This is a genomic window from Legionella cincinnatiensis (genome assembly GCF_900452415.1).
Classification (GTDB): domain Bacteria; phylum Pseudomonadota; class Gammaproteobacteria; order Legionellales; family Legionellaceae; genus Legionella; species Legionella cincinnatiensis.
Window position 1 is genome coordinate 1,530,718 of record NZ_UGNX01000001.1, and the last position, 22,607, is coordinate 1,553,324.

Consider the following 22,607-nt stretch of genomic DNA (forward strand, 5'->3'; position numbering starts at 1 on the left):
AAATTTTCACAAAGTCTATAAAACCCAAGCCCTTGTTTCACTACTCATAATAAAAGAGGGCATTAATCATTTGAACCCCAAACAAACTGGAACTAGGAAAAAGCAAAAGAAAATGAAACAAAAATGCACTTATATCTTATTGTTTTTTAATTTGATAACCTTCCTTAAAAGTAGAAGAGCTAAATTCTTATTTCATGAAAGTCCACTATAATTACTTGTTTCAAAAAAATGCATTCACTTTCATTATGCTTTTAGGTCTTGTTAGTTTGTTTGCCGATATGACGTATGAAGGTGCACGAAGTATCACTGGACCTTATTTGGCTTTATTAGGGGCCAATGCGGCGATTGTAGGTTTTGTATCAGGATTGGGCGAGTTATTAGGCTATGTAGTACGCATGGTTTCAGGATATTTAGCAGATCGCACCGGTAAATACTGGACCATTACGATTGTGGGTTATATCTGTAATTTATTGGCTGTTCCTTTGTTAGCTCTTGCAGGCTATTGGTGGATTGCTGCGGTTTTGATGATTACAGAGCGTGTGGGTAAAGCCATGCGTGTGCCTTCACGAGATGCAATGCTCTCTCATGCTGGAAATCAAATCGGTATGGGCTGGGCATTTGGTCTTCATGAGGCATTAGATCAAACTGGGGCTATGATTGGTCCTTTGATTGTTGCTGTGGCGCTTTATTTTAAAGAAGGATATTCATTTAGTTTTGCAATCTTATTGGTTCCTGCACTCTTTGCTTTAACTATATTACTTTGTGCGCGATGGCTTTATCCACGGCCACAAGATTTAGAAATAGAGCGTGATAATTTAAAAACGTCCGGAATGAATCAGTCTTTTTGGTTTTATTTAGCAGGTGCAGCATTGATTGCAGCAGGTTATGCTGATTTTCCCTTAATTGCCTATCATTTCCAAAAAACAGCACTTTTATCACCCATCTGGATTCCTGTGTCTTATTCGATTGCCATGGGTGCTAATACCTTGAGTGCCCCATTATTAGGCTATTTGTACGATCGCAAAGGTTTTATTATTTTAATGGGTGTCACTTTAGTTTCTTGTCTCTTTGCGCCTTTAGTGTTTTTGGGCGATTTCAATTTTGCGTTACTCGGTGTTATCTTATGGAGTATTGGGGTTGGCGCTCATGAATCATTGATGCGTGCTATTGTAGCCCACATGATTCCAAAAGAAAAAAGAGGCTCTGCTTATGGAGTTTTTAATACTGGATTTGGTATTTTTTGGTTTTTAGGAAGTGTGTCCATGGGGATTCTTTATGATACATCGATTTTGGCAGTAGTTGTTTTTTCAGTAGGAATTCAGCTCTTGGCCCTTCCGTTGTTATGGATGGTCATGAAGAAAATAAACTAATTATTTGAACGATGAGGTTAAGGATGATTCAAGTTAAGATTCCAGGGTTTGCTGAGGTAACCATTAAAAATGTAATCTTTGATTACAATGGTACGCTTGCGGTGGATGGTTATTTGATTGAAGGGGTTGCCCCTTTACTGACCGAACTGGCTCAAAAGGTAAAAATTCATATCGTCACCGGTGATAGTTTTGGGACGGCTCAAAATGAAACCAAAGATCTTCCTTGTGAATTGTTGATTACTCCTTCAGAGAATCAAGGAACTACGAAAAAAAATTATTTACATCAATTAAATCCTAAAGAAACGGTTTCAATTGGCAATGGCCGTAATGATCACTATATTCTTAAAGAGTCTGTGGTAGGGATTATTATTTTGGGTAAAGAGGGGGCTTCGATTGCTGCATTAAATGCAGCTGATGTTGTGGTGACCCATATTTTTGATGCCATTGATTTGCTCCAACACCCAAACCGTTTGCGCTCAACCTTGAGGGCATAATGTCAAGGAGTATCAAATGAGTGTCCGTATTCAATCGATTCACGCCTCTGAAATTTTGGATTCACGTGGGAATCCTACATTAAGGGTTACCGTACAATTAACGAATGGTCTTAAAGGCCATTCTTCAGTTCCATCAGGTGTTTCAACGGGAAAATATGAGGCCATTGAGCTACGCGATCATGATGAAACGCGATATCAAGGGAAAGGGGTACTTACAGCGGTTTCTCATGTGAATACGATTATTGCGCCTGCCTTACACGGTATGGAAATACAAGATCGCCAAAAGGAGCTGGATGAGTTCATGATCCATTTGGATGGAACTTCTCTTAAAGCCAATTTAGGAGCCAATGCCATTGTCGGTGTTTCCCAAGCCTTATCTTGTGCGGCAGCCCAATCCTATAATCTTCCTCTTTATGCATACCTGAGCAATAATAAAGCAACCTTATTGCCTATGCCGATGTTAAATATTATTAATGGGGGAAAACATGCCTTTAATACGCTGGATTTCCAAGAATTCATGATTGTTCCCATTGGTGCGCCCACCTTTTCTGAAGCGCTTCGCTACTGTGTTGAAACATTTAATAGTCTACGTACTCTCTTACTTGAGCATCATTATGAAGTGGGTATTGGCGATGAAGGGGGTTTTGCACCAAAGTTAAAGAATAATGAAGAGGCTTGTGAGCTTATTGTACAGGCGATTGAAAAAGCTCAGTTTAAGCCAGGGGAAGACCTTGCGATTGCATTAGATCCTGCCGCCACTTCGTTTTTTAATACCGATCATTATCAATTAAAAAATGCAAAATATCAGCAAAAAAGCAGTGAGTTGATTGCGTTTTATAAAACATGGGTGAAACAATATCCTATTGTGAGCATCGAAGATGGTTTGGCTGATACGGATTGGCAAGGATTTCATGACATGACTCAAAGTTTAGGGGAGCAAATACAAATCGTGGGTGATGATATTTTAGTAACGAATCCTGAGTTTATTCGTCGCGGTATACAGGAAAGAACATGTAATGCGGCACTGATTAAATTGAATCAAATAGGAACAGTAACCCAAACAATTGAGGCCATTAACTTATGTCGCGAAGCCAACTGGAATTTTATTATTTCCCATCGCTCTGGTGAAACAAACAATTCCTACATTGCTGATTTTGCTGTGGCCATGGGCGGAGGGCAAATTAAAACAGGCTCTGTGTGTCGTGGAGAGCGTATCGCTAAATACAATCGGTTGCTCGAAATTGAACAGGAGCTTGGCGATAGAGCAGTGTTTGTCAATCCATTGAAAAAATAATAGGGTCGATCACTGTCAGTTGTGTTGAAGGGGTGTGGGTTATATTCTCTATAGGCCCCTAATTGAGCTGACGCAACTTACTTTGGGCATCTATCATTTATAACATGATATGAACATTATAATTTCATACATCAATCGATTGAGTTCCTAGCTTAAAGGACTCAATACAGTAGTCTTTTTCTAATAAGACAAGCAAATCATAAGGAGCCGATGTACTTAAAGGTTTTTTCCAGGAAATCAGAAATTGGAATTTAGATCTTTTAGTTCCTGTATCGCAAGAGCATTGAAGAAAATAAGCATGATACCCTAGAGGTTGAATTAATTGATTCAGATCGGGAGGAGTAAGCGTTTCTTTATTTGAAGAAACTAAAAGTAAGGCATGTTGCTTATGAGGTAACATAAGATCGAGTTTTTTTAATAATCCAATAACGACCAAACATACAACGGTGGTGATGGTGCCAAGGAGGAGTTGGCCTCCACCAAAACAAAGGCCAATAATCGTTACTGTCCATAAAGTAGCGGCAGTAGCCATTCCAATAATAAGATCCCCTTTTTTCAAGATACATCCCGCACCAATAAATCCTACACCGGTTAAAATACCAAGAGGCATACGCATAAGATCCATCACACCAAATGATTCGTGAGTTTTACCTCCTATAGAGAGCAGGATATTTGCTTGAATCATTGCTACTGAGGCAGCAAGACATAATAAAATGGTTGTGCGAAGCCCTGCAGCATGGCCTTTAGTTTCCCTGTTAAATCCGATTAAAGCACCAGCAAGAAGAGTCAAGAGCAGGCGAATAAAAATATCATACACTGTTGGAGATAAAGGCATTTGCATCATTTGTCCTTAAATAGTACAAAATATACCTACATTATAGAAAAGCTTTATTTAAATTATCTTGATAAATTGATAAAAGTTAGTGAGGGCAATCCTTAGTATTAAAGATTTAGTTCGATGAATATTTCTATGCAATTTTAGAAACGGAACTACTAAGTAGTTTCCATTAGAAATTGTTAAAGCAGTTGCTTTTTTAGGGGTTTCGGATGCTGGTTTTGCAACCAGCATTAACTTTGATATTAATGGTGTGTGGTTGTAATGGGTTCCTTTATTGTCTTTACCTAATTGGGCACTGAGTAGAATGCTTTTGCGAAATTTAAGTTGGTCGATATGCTGTTTCATGTTGATAAAATAATCATCATTCAATTCGGTTTTGAGGGGGGTAAATAATCGAGAAAATCCTTTTGATTTGAATTTAGGGGCGTATTCTTATGCAATCTTTTTTAATTGTTTTAGGGGTCCTTCATATAATGAGAGCATCTCCATGGAATAAGAAATCACTGAAGAAGAGGTCCTTGTGAAAATAAAAAACCAATGTTTTTTCTTGCCCTTCAAGAACGTGTTTTAGCCAATTCCAAATGTTATACTCAAGAGGTTGAGCAGTTATAGTAGAGTCCTATCACTATTGCCCTCAGGGTATGAGCTATAAGGAGTCTCCTTTAATAAAATTTATGGCGATGTGGCTTTAAAGTAGAATAAAATTGTCTTAACGCTGTTATTTGACAACTAATTTATTTCAACAACGCATTTGAAATACTGAAACAAAAATCTTGGAAAACTCATTAAATTAGGGATATTAGTTATGAAAGCATTAGTATATCAAGGACCAGGAAAAAAGAGTGTGGAGGACCGTCCCAAACCAACAATTAAAAGAAGTACAGATTCTATTGTTAAAATCAAAAAAACTACAATTTGTGGAACTGATCTGCATATTCTGAAAGGAGATGTGCCAACTTGTTCCTTAGGCCGCATTCTTGGACATGAAGGAATTGGTGTGATTGATGAGATTGGCTCAGGTGTTACCTCATTTAAGCCTGGCGATAAGGTGCTTATTTCTTGTATTACAAGCTGTGGTAAATGTGATTATTGCAGGAGAAGCATGTATTCACACTGTATTCATGGCGGATGGATCCTTGGCAATAAAATTGATGGTACTCAAGCAGAATATGTTCTTATACCACAGGCTGATACCAGTCTTTATAAAATTCCATCTGATATTAATGAAGATGCATTAGTTATGTTGAGTGACATTTTACTTACAGGATTTGAGTGTGGTGTATTAAATGGAAAAGTGCAACCAGGAAATACTGTCGCTATAGTTGGAGCTGGGCCAATTGGTCTATCTGCTTTGCTTACTGCACAGTTTTACTCACCTTCACAGATTATTATGATTGATATAGATGATAATCGTCTTGCAGTCGCTAAAAGGCTGGGTGCAACACAGATTATAAATAATAAACATGGTAAGGCAGTTGAGCAAGTTATGGCGATAACCCAGGGACAAGGTGTAGATACAGCTATTGAAGCTGTTGGTGTTCCTGCGACGTTTGTTCTTTGTGAAGATCTCATAGCCCCAGGTGGTACTATTGCTAATATTGGCGTACATGGAGTTAAAGCTGATTTACATTTGGAACGTCTTTGGTCCCAAAATATCACGATTACTACTCGGCTGGTTGACACAGTAACTACTCCAATGCTTCTTAAGACAGTTTGCGCTCACAAAATTGACCCTAATTTACTGGTTAGCCATCATTTTAAGTTTGAACAGATTTTGGAGGCTTATGAAACATTTGCACAAGCAGCTAGTACGCATGCCTTAAAAGTGGTAATTGAACTATAGAGTAATTGAAATTGTGCTAAGCTTACAATTGCTTCAATTTAATCCTAAGGCCAAGGAATAGGGCATGACTAGCACCAGAAATAAAATTCAGAATAGTCCAAGATTTCATGAAAAAAGATTAGCATCAGTGCCACCTGAATTTAAAGTGGGTGTCAATCTTGCGGTTACCTCGGATAAAGTAATCTATAGAAATCGATTAATCGAACTCATCCAGTATAAGCCAACAACAAAAAGGAGAAAAACACCTCTCAGCTGAAGTTTGGCAAGAAAAGGCAGCGCATTTTGATGGTTCATGGTGGCCTCAATGGGAACAATGGATAGCCAAACAGTCAGGAAGTCAGATAAAACCACCAACACTTGGTAATTCTGAAAAAGGTTTGAGTGCTCTTTGTGATGCACCTGGCACGTATGTTCACCAGAAATAGTGATGCGTGATTAATATTAAAAGGATATTAATATGAATCAATCCGATTTAATTACAGATGCAAATAAGGGGTTAAATTTTCAAGAAATCAAAAAAAGACAGGCTGCTTATGGCATAAATGCCATTGAGGAAAAGAGAACAAGTAAGGCTGTTAAATTTTTATCATTTCTTTGGGGGCCTATTCCCTGGATGATTGAAGCAGCACTTCTCTTATCTGCAATCTTACAACACTGGGAAGATTTTTGGGTTATCTTTTTGATGCTGGCACTTAATGCTGGTGTGGGTTTTTGGCAACAATATCAAGCAGATAATGCCATTGAAGCGTTAAAAAGCAAATTGGCATTGACTGCTCGTGTACTGCGTGATGGTAAATGGGAAACGATTCGTGCTCGAGAGTTAGTGCCGGGGGATATTGTTTTAATCAAATTAGGAAATATTATTCCAGCCGATATGAAATTATTAGTTGGTGAATATTTAACGGTTGATCAATCGACTTTAACCGGGGAATCTCTTCCAGTAGATAAGAAAGTAGGAGATGAAGTGTACTCAGGCTCTATTGTTCGACTGGGAGAAATGACAGGGGTTGTCACTGGAACTGGGATGAATACCTATTTTGGGCGAACAGCAAAACTGGTTGAAACGGCTAAAACAACCTCTCATTTTCAAAAAGCAGTATTAAAAATCGGAAACTTTCTCATTTGCCTAACTTTAATATTAGTTGTTATTATTTTGATCGTGACTCATTTAAGAGGAGATCCATTTCTACATACGCTTCTGTTCGCGTTAATTTTGACAATTGCTGCAATTCCTGTAGCACTTCCAGCCGTTCTAACAGTAACGATGGCAGTTGGTGCATTACAACTTGCTAAAATGAAAGCGATTGTTTCTCGATTATCCTCCATTGAAGAAATGGCAGGTATCGATATTTTGTGTTCGGATAAAACAGGAACACTGACGAAAAATCAACTCACTATGGGCGAGCCAATTATTATTGAGGCAACTGGGAAAGAAGAGCTTCTGCTTGCTGCTGCTTTAGCTTCAGAGGGAAACGCCGATGATGTGATTGATGAGGCAATTATTCAAGCGCTTCCCACAGCCATTCATTTAGAACAATATAAAACAGCACACTTTACTCCCTTTGATCCAAAGCATAAGCGTTCGGAAGCGCTCATTGAATACAATCATGATTCTTTTCAGGTATCTAAAGGGGCACCACAAGTGATACTTGAATTAGTTAATAATCCCGGAATTACGCAACAAGTGGAACGTGAAGTGGATAAGCTTGCAGTCACTGGATATCGCGCATTAGGTGTTGCAAGAAAAGAGAAGAATGGAGTATGGAAGTATCTTGGGCTTATTGCTTTATTTGATCCTCCAAGGGACGATACTGTCGACACAATTAAAACTGCGCAAAAGATGGGTCTTGAAATAAAAATGTTGACAGGAGATCACGGCTCTATTGCTAAGGAAATTGCTGGAAAAATTGGTCTAGGTAAACACATTATTTCTGTCGCTACCTTATTTAAGGACAAGAAAGAGGACGCCCAGCAACTTGAAGCAATTGATGGTTTTTCTGAAGTATTTCCTGAACACAAATTTAAAATTGTTAAACTGTTGCAATCCATCGATCATATCGTAGGAATGACCGGTGATGGCGTTAACGATGCGCCTGCTTTAAAACAGGCTGATGTGGGTATTGCTGTGGGTGGTGCCACTGATGCTGCGCGTGCTGCAGCAGCTTTGATTTTGACTGAGAGTGGATTATCGGTGATTACTCAAGCAATAGCCGTAGCCAGAAAAATTTTCGAACGGATGAACAGTTACGCTACATTTAGAATCGCCGAAACAATTCGAATATTACTCTTTATTTCCATGAGTATTGTGGTATTTAATTTCTATCCTGTAACAGCTATTATGATTGTGTTGTTGGCTATATTAAATGATTTTCCCATTATGATGATTGCCTATGATCATGTGCCAGTAGCTCCATTTCCAGTGCGTTGGAATATGCGGCGTGTTTTAATCATCAGTACAACCCTCGGTATTATAGGGGTGATAGAAACCTTTATCTTATTTTATATTGCTAAAGACTATTTTGAGCTGTCTGTGCCAATGATCCAAACCTTTATATTTTTAAAATTATTGGTATCAGGACATCTGACTATTTACTTAACTCGAAATGCGGGAGCCATCTGGCAGCGCCCTTGGCCTAATCTCTGGTTCTTTCTCACCATTGAATCTACCCAAATTATTGGAACTTTAGCTGCAGTTTATGGGTGGTTTATTACCCCAATTGGTTGGATGTATGCCTTACTCATTTGGGCTTATGCTCTATTTTGGATGTTTGTTGAGAGCGGTGTGAAACTAGTGCTTTACAAGAAGGTATTGACTTGTGATCACGAGTGTTGGACATGAGACAGCCATACTGATTGATTTTAGTAGAAAAATAGGGTTAATGAATAAAAAACCTTTAAGGTGATTTATATATTTTATTATGCTATAATAACCTTAAAGGTTATCAATAAGAGATGACCATGAATGAATCACACGCACCAAGCTATCATTTAAATGATATTAAAAAAGCTTTTAATAGCGCCAACAAGCTAAATATGACTGTCTCAGCTAAACAAGAACAAATCATGTTAGGATTTACGGATCAAGATGTAGTCGATGCTATTCAAAATTTACAGTGGAATGATTTCTATAAATCAATGGCACCAAAAAACAAAGGCTTTTTTGCTTGGCAAGATGTTTATAAATCTCATTTCAAGGGCGTGGATTTGTATATCAAATTCCAAGTGGGCACACGTGGTGAGCTTATACTCTCTTTTAAGGAGAAGTAAAATGAAATATGAAACTTGTAGTATATGCGGGGAAGAAACTGCTTGTCATGATATAAAGCCTGTAACCTATACATACAAAGGTCATGATTTCATCATTGATCAACCAGCAACTTGGTGTCATTCATGTGGTGAAGGAATAATCGGCCCAAAGGACAACAAAGCGGTTCAAGCAGAAATTCAGGCACATAAATCTAAAATTGACGGGATACTTTCTCCTTTAGAGGTCCAACAAATTCGAAAGCAACTACGACTTACTCAAAAAGAGGCCGGCGCTTTATTTGGCGGTGGGGTTAATGCTTTTAATCGTTATGAAAAAGGAATTAATCCCATTCCTAAGCCTTTAAGCCTTTTATTAATTATTTTAAAAAGGCATCCTGAGCAATTAAGAGAGATCTTGACTTATTGACCTTTCGATAAAATGTTTCATCCAGTGTAATTTTTGTAAGATAGAAAGATTGTTTTCTGCTTTTATTTTTTCTCTTAACAATGCTTCGCTAATAATCTCGGTTTGAATGATTTCGGATTGTTTAATATTTGATTGATTACTGAGAGGATTGAATTTATGAGAGCTCAACCAATTGAAATAATAAGTTCCATCAATTTCATCTTGCTAAAATGGCAATTAGAATAAATCTTTTGGAGATTCCAACTATACGGAGATATTAGGCTAAATAGTTCTAGTTCTTGTATGAAAGAGGGAGTTAATATGACACATGGGTCAATGCCATCTTTTCATATTCTACAGCTTCGATTAATGGTGCACCGGCACTACGGTTTCTGTTTGATCCATACCTCCACACGATATCGCACCTCTCGTATACATTCCATTTGACAGTGCACGATTAGAACAAATTTTGCAGTATTATTTAATCATGACCTTATTTAGCAAAAACCATAAAAGCAAATATTCCTTTGTCTACTATTATTTGAAAGTCTTTCCATGATTGTTGTTTCGCAATTTTTTTAAATGTTTTAATTGATTCTGGAAAATCATCAATATATGGATGCTCCATACGAGTTGCAACTTCATCGGATGTGATCTCGAGATTTGTTTCCTCGATTCGAGCCTTTAGAGCATCCAGCCATTCATCACGATTTTGGTTATGATTCAGTACGCCGTCAACCATTAACAAAAAGCCTGTCGAGTTTAATTGTTGTTTACAATTATCGATAAAAGTGATTTTATCTTGTAAAGAAAGATGATGAACTGCATAGCTTGTAAAAATGATATCAACAGTAGATGATAAATTTGGAAGAGCGGTTATCATATTATCTGTAATAAATTCTTTTTCACAACTGAGATGAGCAAGATTGTGTGATGCCATTATTAAAATATCTTTTGCAGCATCAATTCCTATATATTTTTTAATCGCATGATTAGTTAATATTGGTGCAACAGTACTGCTATCTCCGCAGCCAACATCCACAAAGGAAAAAGCACGGGCACCCATGTTTTCAGAGAGAAAATGGTGTAATGCAGCTAACATTTCCCGGTGATAGAGGGTATTATTTTTAACTGTTTGCAGGTATCGCTGCCAATTTTCATTAAAGTATGCGCTTGCAGTGTTTATCTTAGATTGCATCAGACTGTATCCATAATCTTATTTTCTTTATTTTTGTAATGGGACTCAAAATTTTTTAGGTAATTAAGAAAATCATGTGACTCATAATCATCAACAAGGAAAAAGTTTCTATTTTCTATGGTTTTTAAATGTTCACCAACTCCTATAAAATCAATTTTCAGAGCTTGTGTTGCTTTTAAATCCCACAATCTGTCGCCCACATAAATGATATTATGATAGTTGTTTTTGTTATAAAAATGCTGTGCTCTGGAAACAGCTGTCATAATAATGTCTTTTCTTTCAAAATGGTCGTCTGCATGTGCCATAGGCGTGTTATGATAGGGAATTCCTACGGTATCTAATTTCATTACAGCTGATTCATACCAACCGCCGGTGGCTATGGCAACATCCCAGTTAATTTGCTTTGCCATGTCAAAAACATCCCTCGCTCCTGGAATGCATTTTAAAGAGTTAGGGTTATGTTTGAATGAGGCAGATAAATAAGAAATATACCTATCTTTTATGGAACATTGCTCAGTATTTTTAGGTTCTCTTTGCAATGATTGAAAAAAGATTTCTGATAAAATACCAGACTCTGTGGAGTAGGAGTAGTCGTCCCATTTTGTACTTATTTTGTCAATTCCTATAACTGAATTGATGGACTCTACATAAGCGGTTGTTTCGCAATCAATATAATGAATTAGTGTTCCATCAATATCAAATACAATCAGATTATTCATCGTTAAGTTGGTATAATTTCGTATTATCAAGATTAGCTGATTATAATTTATTAAAAGATAATTATCCCTAAGTTTTTTATTAATTGGAGTTACAATCTGAGAGGAATAGTTATTTCTGGGTTTCCTGAGTTTGGTCATTTGCAAATTTAAATAGTAAATTAGATATAGCGTTCATGATAAATATTCCGATCAGTTATTATTAGCAAAGGTATGTTGCCAGAGAACGCCTCTTGATAGTGGCAAGCAATAGAATTTTATAAAAAATTAGGATTCAAACTTGACTTTGAGCGGTAAAATAAATGTCAGCCACCCAGGAATATAAAAAATATCCTGCCAAATTTTAATCATGCCTTGCAAAACCATTTGCCAAGAAGCCACCATCTACAGCGATGCATTGGCCTGTTATATAAGAAGCTGCAGGCATGCATAGAAATGCAGCAAGAGTTGCCACTTCATGAGGTTGTCCAACTCGGCGCATTGGTGTATTTGAAATGATATTATTCAGTTTTTCATGATTGGATAAAGCTGGTTTAGTTAATTCTGTTTCAATATACCAGGGCGCTATAGAATTAATTCTAATGTTATCTCGCGCCCATTCTACTGCAAGATGTTTTCCTAATTGAATCATCGCCGCTTTACTCATCCCGTAAGGAGCTCCTGAGGCATCATCAATTAATCCTGAAATAGATGCAATATTAACAATATTTCCTTGCACTGATTTTCTTAATAAAGGGTACGCTAATTGGCACAATTTAAACGTTGACGTTAAATTAGTTTGCATTATCTGCTCAAATTCATGAGGCAAGTAATCTTGAGCGGGCTTTCTGATGTTGATTCCAACATTATTAATGAGGATATCTAATACGCCCCATTTTTGGGTGATTGAATTGATTACATCGGAATAAGATGCTTCCTGATTGAGATCTGCTTCGATTCCAGTGACACGATAACCCTTTGAATTGCAATTGTTAATGACTTTCTCAAGATTATCTTTATTTTTAGCTACAACGACTATGTCTGCACCTAATTCCAGAAACTCATCAACAATTGCTCGTCCGATTCCACGAGTGCCGCCAGTAATGAGGGCTTTCTTGCCTTTTAAATTCCAATACGATTGATTCATGAGTTACACCTTCTAAAATTAGGTTGTATACAATAAATCATTGACAACTTCCATAGTAATTTCGGGTAGTTTTTGCGTTTGATCCATACACTCTTGAATGGTTATAACGGCTTTTTTAATTTCATTGGGTAACATCTCGGATGGTACATTGTCGCCTGGCCAAGAAGCATCTCGAGTCGCTTTATCAGGCCAACGAGAATAGGCAAGCCACATACCTTCGCTAGTTTTATGCAGGCAAGAACCTAATGCACCGCGATATTGTACAAAATAGGAAGCGACCTGATGCCAGGCTTTTTGATATTCCATCTCAAGCCCAGGCTTTATAAAGGCTCGATAAATAACAGCAAAACATTTTTGGGAAAGCAGCTTAAATTGTTCAAGCGCTTCTTCAGGTGTTAAGTCTTGGGTACCCAGAACTTCCTCTGCTTTGAATATGTTTATACCTTTGGGAATGGAAAATTGGGAGGTAAAATACATCTGATCAAGGCCTATTCCAAAAGCACAATGCTTATAGCCTAGAACACGAAAGTAATTAATTGGTTGCTGGTTTTCATTAACTAAGACATAGTTTCTGAATTTGGGATTATAAAACCCATAAGTCATGTAATAATGAATACCTTGGCTTTCAAGATGTTGAATGATGTGAACTAAATTTTGGTGCAGTTTTTCAGGCGAATAAAGTTCAATATACATCCCAGCTTTTTCAAACGTGGAGTGTTCATTCTCTGGATAGGGAGGGTTCAGTGCCACAAAATCACCTGGTGCAGCAATCGAAATCACTTCCATAAAATCACCACTGCTGAATGAAACTTGATTCGCATTAAGTAGATTAGATACTCGGTCAATTTCACTCAAGAACATTTCCAACGACAAATTCGCATGTTCAAGAAATCGATTAGCATTTTTTTCTTCAAATAATTCACCTTCGCGATAGATAATATTCAATTCCTTGTCATAAAAAAGGATACCGCTCCATGAATAATTAATGATAAAAGGGAGTAATAATGCTTTTTCTTCATCAGTTGCCCGGTTGTAATTCCCGATTGCTTCAAGAAAAAAATTTTTCTTCGATAGGGAGACATCATATTTTTCTATTAAGGCAGCATAAGAGGCTTTGACACGCGTAGGATTGTCTCTAATTAATTGAAGTGTATTAATCAGAATTTTATTGCTGTCATTGATAATATATTCTTCTGCAAGACCTATCTCCATCGCGGCCATGCTCCAAGAGGCAGAGCCTGAAAAAGGCTCAATTGCTTTCTTGTATTTTTTGCCCTTATTGTTTGCTAATAATACAGAGAAATGCTCATTTAACCAGCTAGTATCAGGGGACATATGCCCTGTCAAATCTGGAAGAGTAAGATACCTATTTCCGAGATAGTGGAGTGGTCCCCCATGATTTTGAGTTAATTGAACAATGATTGGGTTCATAATGATCACAATGCAGTAAATCTATCTTTAAGGAGGCACATCTTAACATGAAACAAAATTTTTCTTTACTCTTTTAAAAACGCTTTACTACTGCTTTAGCGAAACTGATTTTTCATGTGTCGGAGAAAACACAAGTTTGGGTTGTTTCGCATGCAAAGTCGCTTATTGATCTTTTAAAACAATATCAGGGATGTCCTCTTATAAAACTTGAGAAACAAATCGGACAAACAAAAATTCTGGGGCAATCGATTTTGGAAATGCCTTCTTGGCATTGGCCTGATTAGTTGCATTAGCTTGAATAATAAAGGAATATTCAGCCGATTTTCAGTGCTTCAGTAATTTGTAAGCCATTTCCATTATTGGCTAAGTTTTTGTATGGTTTGGAAAATCAACTTATTTTATGCACATTAACTTTGCGTCCTTTTAATTTTCCGTTTTGTAAGTATTGGTACGCTTTGTCTGCTTGGCTGTGGTGGATTGCAACATAGGAGTACATGGCAGTGATATTAATTTTACCGATTGTGTTGCCTGCTAATCCTGCATCTTTGGTTAATGCTCCAAGGATGTCCCCGGGACGAATTTTATCTTTTTTACCGGAAGCAAGACAGAGTGTAATCATTTCTGGCGCTAAACGAGTACTATGGTTATTTTCTAATTTATTAATGTTTCCCCAGTTAATGGGGTGCGGGAGGTTGTCTTCAATGACGCAAACTCGTTGTGCATCTGCAGGTGTTATAATATTTAGGGCAATACCTTTACTCCCAGCTCGCCCAGTTCGGCCAATACGATGAATATGGACGTCATGCTCAAAAGCGAGATCAAAATTAATCACTGCAGAAAGTTCCTTTATATCAAGTCCTCGCGCTGCAACATCAGTGGCGACAAGAATAGAACAACTTTGGTTGGCAAAACGCAATACCGCAAGATCCCGATCGACTTGTTCCATATCGCCATTTAAAGCGATGGCACTGAAGCCTTCGTGGATGAGCTGGTCTGTTACTTCCATTGTTTGTTGCTTGGTATTACAGAAGATTAACGTTGATACAGGTCGGTAGTGCACCAGTAATGATTTTAATAAGGGATATTTCTGAGCTTGTTTCGTTACTTCATAAAAATGTTGTTCAATATCAATTTCATCAGCAGGAGTTTCAACATGAACTTCTTTTGGATTTCTCATGAATTGTTTTGAAAGCTGTTTGATTTCTTCGGGATAGGTCGCAGAAAACAGTAGAGTTTGTCTTTGTTTGGGACAAGTCGAAATAATGCTTTTAATGTCATCAAAAAAACCCATATCCAGCATTCTGTCTGCCTCATCTAAAACTAAAGTTTTTACCTGAGATAAATCTAAAGAGGCGTTTTTTAAATGCTTAAGAATTCTTCCTGGTGTTCCTACACTGATATGAGCTCCATGCCTTAATGAATCAAGCTGCGGTTTCATAGGTATCCCGCCGGATAAATTAATAATTTTGACGTTAGGCATCAAACAGGCTAATCGACGGATGGCTTGGCTTACTTGTTCTGCCAGTTCACGAGTAGGGCAAAGAACTAAGCCTTGTACTGCAAAAAAAGAAATTTTTAAATTATTTAATAAAGACAAAGCAAAAGCAATCGTCTTTCCACTCCCTGTTTTTGCCTGAGCAATAATATCTTCATTTTTAAGAATTATGGGGAGGCTTTGCATTTGAATTGAGGTCATATTTTCATAATTTGAAGAAGCAAGGCTCTTTATTAATTCTTGGCGAAGAGGGAGTTGAGCGAATGATGGCTGTTGAGTGGTGTGTTCTATTTGAATCATGAAGCTTTCCCTCTTTGAGGCTTAATTGTTATTGATACGTATTAGGTGTGGTCTCGCCGAACGTCACGTTTTTGCCACAGTAATTTTTTCTCTCGTTCGATAAATACTGCCAGCTCACTCTTTGTGAATAAAATAGTTTTGATATATTGAGGTAAAATACATAGGATAATCTGTGTGCTGGCCAAAGCTTTTAATATTAAAAGTTGTATCAATTATCGATGCCGTTTGCGTGCACTGTAATTTTCTTGGGCCATAGTTACTTTTAATGGGCGTCCTTCCAGCATTTTACCATTCATACCTAAAGAGGATTGAGCTTCTTGTTGGGAGCTAAAGGTTATAAAGCCAAAACCTTTGATGTGGCCTGTAAAGCGATCTTTGATTAAAAGAAGCTCGTCTATCTTACCATATTTAGAAAATTCTGCTTGTAATGACTGTTCAGTAATTCCAAAGGGTAAGTTGCCTACATAAATTTTATTTTGTCTCACTGTCGTTTCCTCAAAGTAACCACTACAACCACAGTGAGATATAGTGGTTAAATAATATTAACTACTTCAATTAAAGAGCTATTATATTTTGTGCTTGAAGACCTTTTGCTCCTTGCGTCACAATGAATTGCACTCGCTGACCTTCTGTAAGGGTTTTAAAGCCAGAACTTAAAATTTCTTTAAAGTGAGCAAAAACGTCTGGGCCGGCTTCTTGCTCAATAAAACCAAATCCTTTGGATTCGTTAAACCATTTAACGACTCCGTTTACTGTTTTAGACATAAGTATCCTTAAGTGTTTATTAAAATGCCTGTATAGGCGAATTTAGCCGGAAACCGGTCAAGAATTAAAAACTACCGAACGAGGGATTAAATGAATAAAACGACGATTTGGAGAATATAAAATAGACATTTTCTAGCTGAAACTAGGTTACTACTCTTTCAGGTTAAAAGTCAATCTTATTGTAGCATGTGTTGTTTAAATCCCCTTAAGACCCTATAATATAATAAAGGACTGTATAAACATTTTATCATCTTATTTTTCTTAATCATATTATACCTTTCTTGGTTCGTACTTATTGTGCGCCTATTCACTTTCATATCGAGAGTAAAATGTTTACTTATACCGCAAAAATATATTTTGATAATATTGAAATTAATCAATCCTCTGGAAATAATTTAGACTCTCTTTTTATTTGGATGCTAACTCAGCAGAAGGGGGAATTTGGTAATTACAATGGTCAAATTACTAATAACAAAACGCATCTGATAGAAAAAGAATTTCGAACCAGTTCTTATTAATGTGCAGGCCTTTAAGTTTATATTTAATTATGCTTTTTGTTTACACATGACGTTTCAGCATATATGTGATTATTTAAATATTAAACCTTAATCTTAAGGAAACTATTCATCAACATATATGGGAAATTTTTGAGTGTATGATGGGTAGAGTTGATAGCCAAGGAATTTTCCATTTTTAGCTCGAGATTTACCTCTTAATGAAAAATCATTTAATTGACTAATAATACACTATGGCTATATTACACTTTGTTACAAATCTGCTACAGTAAATTTTTGTAGTTTTCCCGTTCAATAAAGGTTACCAACTCTCTTTCTGTTGGTAGTACAGCTTTATATTTAGAAGCGAAAATTTGCTTGTTTTCTTTGAGTACTGAATATTTAACCATCGCCTCATCTTTGTCTGCACAAAGGATAATGCTTATTGTTGGGTTATCATCCTTTTCCGCGCTTTGTAGTGTTTTCGCCAGATATAGATATTATTTTCTGCGACCCTTAACTCCCTTGCTACTTGGCGTAATGATTTACTGCTTTGCTCCAGTAATTCAACAGCTTTAATTTTGAACTCTTTTGATACGTTTCTTACCATTATTACTCCTTGTTGACGCTATTCAAAGGAAGATCAATGGCTGTTGATAAGTAATAATCCTAATAACATTAGACGATATCAAATAATTCAATATCTCTTATAAATATAACTGATTGTATTTTATTAGTAGATAATGGTTAAATAAAAAGCAATTTTTTACACGAAAGTGAAGTCTCCGCTTGCTGACCAATTAAAGTCCTCTTCAAATTGAGGATGATATCTTGATCTGAAGCAGTCCCTGTTATCATAAATTAGGAAATAACTATGCCAAAGTCCAACTTATCAGTTTACATACCAAGAAATGATAATGAAGCTTATGAAGAGCTTAAAACGAAACAGCTACCCATTGAATTAAAAGAGCAATTGCAAATAGTAGATTCATATCCCGAACTCATTGAAAAAAAAATTGAATCAATCATTCAAAGAATTTTTGAAAAAAATTCACTGACAAATACTCTTTGTATGCCCCAATTGCAATTATCTGGAAGTGATAATGAAAATGCTTCTATAATTACTATAGGAAAACAACCTGTACTTATTATAACCAAAGGACTCTTAAAAAATGTTCAAAGTGAGGATGAGCTTGCTGGTGTGATTGCTCATGAAGTAGGGCATTTATTACTTTATAAAGAGCACCAAGAAGCGGATCATCAAAACAAAATAGAGGAAACAGCTGCAGACAATCTAGGTGTAAACTTACTCCATCAAGCAGGATACGACCCTGATGGCGTCATTTACTTTTTGCGTCGGGCTGGTGGAGATAAAGGGCACCTTATCACGATAGAGGATATAACTCACGCGGGCTCAATAGACGAGGGGGCTCGTTTAATTCAGACTGTTACTGCTCCCCATCCTTCAGATAAGTCACGTATTCGTGCAATGGAAACTAATATTACTTCTCTAAAACGAGATGGAATCCTTACCAACATACCTGCGATTACTTTATTGGATCAAAAATTCAAAGAAGCCGTTAATAATGTATCCTATACTTCTCCCATTGCTAAGGGGTTAAATGATATAGGTTATGAAAATTTATCGATACTCGACAAACTAGGCGCTCTTACGACCTTATTAAATGATATTTATCCACCCACAAATAGCACTTCAGCCGAAAGACTTGCGGAAATTGCACGTTATATTGACCAATTAACGGTTGATTTTGCTCAACCCGATCAATCTGAGGCATTTAAATGCTTAGCTGATGTAACTATGGGATACAAAATATTGGACTCATGGCCCAACATCGTCCGCCCTAAAAAAATCCCTTTTGGCTCTCCTATTGACGGTCAAATTACTGTTGCTTTAGAGCATGTTTGGATACAGGGGGGTAAAGATTCACAATATCTTGCCCGGCGGGAAGACCTAAAAAAATCGCTCGAACAATTTTATGACGCCAAAACGAAGGAAGAGGCAGAGCATTTTGCTAGTGAAATTGTAGCATTATGCAAAAAAATAAGCGTTACTTATCAAGTTCCTTCCATATTTAAAGGATTTTATCCTCCGAGTATTCAAGAGGTAAAAACTGCTATAGACGTGCACGGCTCATGGAATCCCCCATACCAAAAGCAGGTTCTTTGGTGTTTAGAAGATCACTCTGAGAACATAAAAAAAGTCCTTAGTGGCATGAATATAGATAAAGATCCCTGGGCAAAAAACATTATAGGATTTATTGAAAACAATGAGAAAAACCAGCTACATAAGATTATTCATAATCCTAATGCTCCTACATTCATTGAAAGGGCAGTGCTATCCTCTGAAAATGTAGCGCTTTGGGCGCAATTTGTAAGAACTAAAGAAGGTGTGGCCACAGATCGATTAGTATTAGTCCCTCCTTATCCCTGGAAACATTTTGCTCCAGAGACTACTTTGGAAACGTTAACACTTTCTCATCAACAAGAATCAGAGAATAAACGTCTTTATGAAGAGCAAGTTATTTCTAATGTTGACTGGGAATTGCTAAAAACTGATTTCCCTCGTTTTATTCTTCAATATGGAAGATTAATATTTAACTATTACTCAGTCGTTCCCGTTGCATCTCCTTTTGCACGAAAGTTTTTTGATGAATTAACTACATTTCTTCCTCACGCAGACGAAGATTATATAGCGCAAATAAGCGGTTTTTTTGAGAATAATACACCCACAGATGGAGAAGCCCTTCTATCGTTTATGGATTTTTATCCTAAAGATAACCAATGGTCTTATCAGTCTGTCTCTAGGCCAAAAGGTTGGTATCTTAACCATCCCTTCATTCAATTTATATTGAATCCAATATCTTCAATTGTGATGACTGATGCCTTGAAATTAGTTCATTTAAATGAAACATCAGGTTTTATAATCCCAGACCCCAATAAAAAATTAAAGGATATATTTTCTATTCCTCTTCATTCCATACTTTCTCATTATCCGCAATCGATTAATACCGTAGCTGATCTTGAAGCTGCAGATAAAGGAACACCTGTTTATAAGGCAATTACACTCGCTTTGGAGGCAGAACGACTTGCTTATGATTTTGAAACCTCAGTGACTTTACAAGAGTTCGTTATATTGGATCAATCAAGTAGAGTAGGCCGTAATGAAGAAGTGTATGTCAGTAACATGAATACGTTCTTTACACAACTGAAACACAAAACAGTTCAACGTGCTCTTAATATTGATGATTGTGAAGAACTAATAAAAAATTATCGTTTTGCAATAGCACATTATCTATTGCAAGAGATCCCATCAATTAGAAATGAAGCCTATGAAAAAATAAAAACTCTTCTCCCCAAACTTCCAGCTTCGAAACAGTTGGAGTGTCTAAAAGCTTTATTTAAGCCCGAAGTCTTTACTCCAAGTAAAATTGGCATATCAGCGTTGGATAAAAAATACGATGGTTATATTGCATATCCTGAGTTTAGAAGCTGGGCGATTGAGCAACTCACGGATTTGATCGTGGCTGATTTAGGAAAAGATGACGGAAGTAGTGACTATTTAACCCGAATTAAATTAGTGATAGATGATATTGGAGCAAATACAGTTGGAATATCCCAGCTCACTATTTTAAGCACATTAGCAGCCAAAATTAATGCACAAAAAGAAGTTGCTTTTCTTATGAGGGACACTTACAACCATAATTCGGTTGCTAGCGCGCTTGCAAAATCTTATGAAGGAGTTGCTATTGAGTTGCTCATTAACGAATCGAACAAGGATCCAGTTTTAAGACAACATCTTCTCGACTTTCTTGCTAAGCCCTTAAACCAGAGTTCTACGAGCACCTTACGCGACTATATCAAGTCTAGATATGAGTATAAATTTCTAGAACTTTCGAAAGAGACGATTGATGATCTGATTGATGATCAGCTGCAAAACTACTATAGAAATTTTAGAGCCTCTTCTTTAACCATGCGAGTTATTTATTTAGAGCCTCTTCTTTTCCCCTTAAGCAGTACGGAAAATCAACAATTAGATATCATCCAAAAACTCATTGATGAGGTATTTCCCACCTCAGCAAATACTCCTGTCTTACAGCAAAATACAGCGGATGAAAATGAATACGCCAAAATAATTATCAATGCCTATCTTGGAGTCGCTCAACTAGCAGAACGTCGTTTGCTTACTACAGCACTTTTTGTGGCAACGATGCAAGAAGAGCAGGATACAAAACGCACACTTGGTCAAAAATTAAATATGGTTTTATCACATATGGGACCAGCCGGTGGTAAATTATTACAAGCTATTCACAGTCATCCACAAACACCGGAGGATTTAAAAAGAGATATAGCTTCCTCAAAAACATTGTTCGACCCTCCATTACGCTGGGAATTAGTCGAGTATGTTGATAAAAGTGGATTATTGGAGCACAGTGAGAATAACCCCAATCCTGTTATACACATCGGTCCCTTGGTCGGAGCAGGTTCATTTGGTCTCACCGTATTTAACACCTTAAGTGACGGAACAAAAGTGGCAGATACTTTCTTACGTGACCATGCTGCAATAAAAGCGGAGCGCGAGTTAACGATAATGAGCGCGGCTACAAATAAAATTGTCGCATTAAGACCTGAACTTAAACCTATAACCAATATGGTTAATGAAGCACAACGTTCCGCGCGCGAAGAAACAAATATGCAATTGGCGGAACAGGCAAACGCTCTCGCGGTAAAATCCTATCATAACATCCGGGTTGTTGTTGGGCCTCATAAGTTTACTCATGAGGTAACCCAATTACAAAAAACTGGGGATAACTTTAAGCGAGTGACTATCGCCCCAGGCGAACATTTCAATGACTTAAAAGCATCACCTTACAAAACCGCGCTGGCCAAAGCCATGGTTCTCACTCAACTCTCTTTACGCTTGGCTGGATTCAATACCGATTTGGATCGTCATGGGGGGAATATCAAAATTCAAGGAAACACGATTACCCACTTCGATTTTGGAGCAATGAATCTATCTCCAATCACTGAAGAGGATAAACGTATCACGGGAAAAATTCTGGCGCAAATTTTGATTGCTGTTTTTAACGGAGAGGCATTTTCTAAAGCCTTATTGACAACAATACAAAATGCTCAAGTTTCAGAAACATCTCTCATTTACCTCAATGGACTGAATAAGGATTTTCTGGCTTTAGGAGATTATCTTAAGGAAATCAACAAACAGGAACTGGCCTATCTTGTTGCTCAGTGTCTTATCGGAGATACAGTAGATTCTCCAATTAACACCGCGTTTAGAGAAGAGCTTGGCTTGGTACCTTATGTATTGTTTTATTTTAGTGAGATGCTTAATATGTTGATATCTAAAATACAAGGAACGGGCAGTGATATTCATCTAAATGAAACTGTCAGCAATGTTGAACAAGTTCAACATGAACCCAAGAATAAAATACGTTCGCCATTGTTATGTTATAGCTCCTTTTTTTCCCATAAGACGAGCGATGAAGTCCTATCACTATCAATAGAGCAAACTACAAACAACTCTATTGATTAATTATTGTAGCCAGCTCAAAATA

General features: G+C 37.0%; 20 protein-coding genes. 10 read left to right on the top strand and 10 right to left on the bottom strand.

The window, feature by feature from the left end; translation table 11 throughout:
* Nucleotides 1-194 precede the first annotated feature (194 nt).
* The 3 genes from DYH34_RS06720 to eno are packed head-to-tail and all read left to right on the top strand — an operon-like array spanning nucleotide 195 to nucleotide 3,158.
* Nucleotides 195-1,370 carry an MFS transporter gene (locus DYH34_RS06720; RefSeq protein ID WP_058466125.1) on the top strand — a complete coding sequence of 392 codons (1,176 nt, stop codon included), beginning with the start codon at nucleotides 195-197 and terminating at the stop codon, nucleotides 1,368-1,370.
* A 23-nt stretch (nucleotides 1,371-1,393) separates the two neighbouring features.
* Complete coding sequence (locus DYH34_RS06725) at nucleotides 1,394-1,864, top strand: HAD family hydrolase (protein ID WP_058466126.1); 471 nt, start codon at nucleotides 1,394-1,396, stop codon at nucleotides 1,862-1,864.
* A 16-nt stretch (nucleotides 1,865-1,880) separates the two neighbouring features.
* Nucleotides 1,881-3,158, top strand: coding sequence for a phosphopyruvate hydratase (gene eno, locus DYH34_RS06730; protein WP_058466127.1), 1,278 nt, complete (start codon nucleotides 1,881-1,883; stop codon nucleotides 3,156-3,158).
* A gap of 124 nt (nucleotides 3,159-3,282) precedes the next feature.
* Here the strand turns inward: eno and DYH34_RS06735 are convergent, their stop codons facing one another.
* The gene (locus tag DYH34_RS06735) at nucleotides 3,283-3,993 is read right to left on the bottom strand and encodes an MgtC/SapB family protein (protein WP_115342658.1); all 711 of its coding nucleotides are present in this window, start codon (nucleotides 3,991-3,993) and stop codon (nucleotides 3,283-3,285) included.
* Nucleotides 3,994-4,801: 808 nt separating this feature from the next.
* Here DYH34_RS06735 and DYH34_RS06745 point away from each other — a divergent pair.
* The 5 genes from DYH34_RS06745 (at nucleotide 4,802) to DYH34_RS06770 (ending at nucleotide 9,512) form a co-directional block, all read left to right on the top strand.
* A complete protein-coding gene (locus DYH34_RS06745; protein WP_058466130.1) occupies nucleotides 4,802-5,839 on the top strand; it encodes a zinc-dependent alcohol dehydrogenase family protein in 1,038 nt (345 codons plus the stop codon).
* A gap of 64 nt (nucleotides 5,840-5,903) precedes the next feature.
* The gene (locus DYH34_RS06750) at nucleotides 5,904-6,095 is read left to right on the top strand and encodes a hypothetical protein (protein ID WP_058466131.1); all 192 of its coding nucleotides are present in this window, start codon (nucleotides 5,904-5,906) and stop codon (nucleotides 6,093-6,095) included.
* 201 nt (nucleotides 6,096-6,296) lie between these two features.
* Nucleotides 6,297-8,678 (top strand): plasma-membrane proton-efflux P-type ATPase, encoded by a 2,382-nt coding sequence (locus DYH34_RS06760; RefSeq protein WP_058466132.1) that lies wholly within the window; start codon nucleotides 6,297-6,299, stop codon nucleotides 8,676-8,678.
* A gap of 119 nt (nucleotides 8,679-8,797) precedes the next feature.
* Complete coding sequence (locus DYH34_RS06765) at nucleotides 8,798-9,106, top strand: type II toxin-antitoxin system MqsR family toxin (RefSeq protein WP_058466133.1); 309 nt, start codon at nucleotides 8,798-8,800, stop codon at nucleotides 9,104-9,106.
* 1 nt (nucleotide 9,107) lies between these two features.
* On the top strand, nucleotides 9,108-9,512 hold the full coding sequence (locus tag DYH34_RS06770) for a type II toxin-antitoxin system MqsA family antitoxin (RefSeq protein WP_058466134.1): 405 nt from the start codon (nucleotides 9,108-9,110) through the stop codon (nucleotides 9,510-9,512).
* 472 nt (nucleotides 9,513-9,984) lie between these two features.
* On the opposite strand, the gene DYH34_RS06775 is transcribed toward DYH34_RS06770, so the two are convergent.
* The 4 genes from DYH34_RS06775 to DYH34_RS06790 form a co-directional block, all read right to left on the bottom strand.
* Nucleotides 9,985-10,593 (bottom strand): class I SAM-dependent methyltransferase, encoded by a 609-nt coding sequence (locus tag DYH34_RS06775; RefSeq protein WP_238589565.1) that lies wholly within the window; start codon nucleotides 10,591-10,593, stop codon nucleotides 9,985-9,987.
* A gap of 95 nt (nucleotides 10,594-10,688) precedes the next feature.
* On the bottom strand, nucleotides 10,689-11,438 hold the full coding sequence (locus tag DYH34_RS06780; RefSeq protein WP_162263072.1) for an HAD family hydrolase: 750 nt from the start codon (nucleotides 11,436-11,438) through the stop codon (nucleotides 10,689-10,691).
* 310 nt (nucleotides 11,439-11,748) lie between these two features.
* Entirely contained in the window at nucleotides 11,749-12,531 is a 783-nt protein-coding gene (locus tag DYH34_RS06785) for an SDR family oxidoreductase (protein ID WP_058466137.1), read from the bottom strand.
* Nucleotides 12,532-12,549: 18 nt separating this feature from the next.
* Complete coding sequence (locus DYH34_RS06790; protein ID WP_083502807.1) at nucleotides 12,550-13,962, bottom strand: DNA adenine methylase; 1,413 nt, start codon at nucleotides 13,960-13,962, stop codon at nucleotides 12,550-12,552.
* A gap of 116 nt (nucleotides 13,963-14,078) precedes the next feature.
* Here DYH34_RS06790 and DYH34_RS17990 point away from each other — a divergent pair, with 116 nt between their 5' ends.
* On the top strand, nucleotides 14,079-14,246 hold the full coding sequence (locus tag DYH34_RS17990; protein WP_157061469.1) for a hypothetical protein: 168 nt from the start codon (nucleotides 14,079-14,081) through the stop codon (nucleotides 14,244-14,246).
* Between the two features lie 104 nt (nucleotides 14,247-14,350).
* Here DYH34_RS17990 and dbpA read toward each other — a convergent pair whose 3' ends face one another.
* From dbpA to DYH34_RS06820, 5 genes are all read right to left on the bottom strand, one after another.
* On the bottom strand, nucleotides 14,351-15,757 hold the full coding sequence (gene dbpA, locus DYH34_RS06795; protein WP_058466138.1) for an ATP-dependent RNA helicase DbpA: 1,407 nt from the start codon (nucleotides 15,755-15,757) through the stop codon (nucleotides 14,351-14,353).
* Between the two features lie 212 nt (nucleotides 15,758-15,969).
* Nucleotides 15,970-16,242: an RNA recognition motif domain-containing protein gene (locus tag DYH34_RS06800; protein WP_058466139.1), complete on the bottom strand. Its 273-nt coding sequence runs from the start codon at nucleotides 16,240-16,242 to the stop codon at nucleotides 15,970-15,972.
* Nucleotides 16,243-16,312: 70 nt separating this feature from the next.
* A complete protein-coding gene (locus DYH34_RS06805; RefSeq protein ID WP_027228556.1) occupies nucleotides 16,313-16,522 on the bottom strand; it encodes a cold-shock protein in 210 nt (69 codons plus the stop codon).
* Nucleotides 16,523-17,300: 778 nt separating this feature from the next.
* Nucleotides 17,301-17,507 carry a PDDEXK nuclease domain-containing protein gene (locus DYH34_RS06815; protein ID WP_083502809.1) on the bottom strand — a complete coding sequence of 69 codons (207 nt, stop codon included), beginning with the start codon at nucleotides 17,505-17,507 and terminating at the stop codon, nucleotides 17,301-17,303.
* Nucleotides 17,459-17,626 (bottom strand): transposase, encoded by a 168-nt coding sequence (locus DYH34_RS06820; RefSeq protein ID WP_083502810.1) that lies wholly within the window; start codon nucleotides 17,624-17,626, stop codon nucleotides 17,459-17,461. The genes DYH34_RS06815 and DYH34_RS06820 overlap by 49 nt, the downstream gene beginning before the upstream one ends.
* A 264-nt stretch (nucleotides 17,627-17,890) precedes the next feature.
* On the opposite strand from DYH34_RS06820, the gene DYH34_RS06825 reads away from it, so the two are divergent.
* Nucleotides 17,891-22,585: a M48 family metallopeptidase gene (locus DYH34_RS06825; RefSeq protein ID WP_058466141.1), complete on the top strand. Its 4,695-nt coding sequence runs from the start codon at nucleotides 17,891-17,893 to the stop codon at nucleotides 22,583-22,585.
* The last annotated feature ends 22 nt before the right edge of the window (nucleotides 22,586-22,607 follow it).